This is a genomic window from Psychrobacter sp. 1Y4 (genome assembly GCF_051847555.1).
In genome coordinates this window covers 1-703 of sequence record NZ_JBPYDE010000562.1, presented here as the reverse complement: position 1 = coordinate 703, position 703 = coordinate 1, and the positions used below count along the sequence as shown (strand labels likewise).

The 703-nt window shown below is 45.0% G+C and carries 1 protein-coding gene; it reads left to right on the top strand.

Going from position 1 to position 703, the window contains the following annotated elements:
- A partial coding sequence (locus tag ACS8FC_RS17570; protein WP_439297735.1) for a cysteine hydrolase family protein occupies positions 1–604 on the top strand: 604 nt, incomplete at its 5' end.
- Positions 605–703 lie beyond the last annotated feature (99 nt).

The following is a 703-nucleotide window of genomic DNA, read 5'->3' as shown; positions in this document are numbered from 1 at the left end:
ATCTACGCCCGCAACCCTACTTCAACTTGCTGGTGGTCAGTTCAATACGCTTGATTGGTCAAATTGCGCTATCGTACTTATCGACTATCAAAACGAATATGTTGATGGCGCGATGCCATTGGGACAAGCTGGTGCCAAAGCGATTGATAATGCGCGTCAATTGCTCGAAAAAGCCCGCCAGCAAGATATCCCTATCTTTCACATCACCCATCATGGTGCAGAAAATGGCAATGTTTTTGATCCCTTATCATCTAACGTCGAAATAGTCGAGCAACTACAGCCTCATGATGGCGAAACCGTGATTGTCAAAAACCATCCCAATGCGTTTTATGATACGCAGCTACAAGCATTACTCTCGTCTGAACAAAAGCAGCAAATTATTTTTGCGGGTTTCATGAGTCATATGTGTGTCAGTTCAACCGCCCGCGCCGCATTCGATTTGGGTTTTGACAGTTTTGTCTGTCACGACGCCTGTGCCACTCGTGACTTGCCAAGTGCTACTAGAAAAACCATCAGTGCTGAGGTCATGCATGACACCGCGATGGCAGCGCTACAGGACAGATTTAGTGCGTTAGTGACGACTGCTGAATTGGTTAATGATTAATAATTAATTCGACACATTAATAGCCACTGTAATAAGTGCCGTATCTCATCATTCAATACGCGTCATGAGCTAAGGCTCATTATGAACTAGGCATAGCCA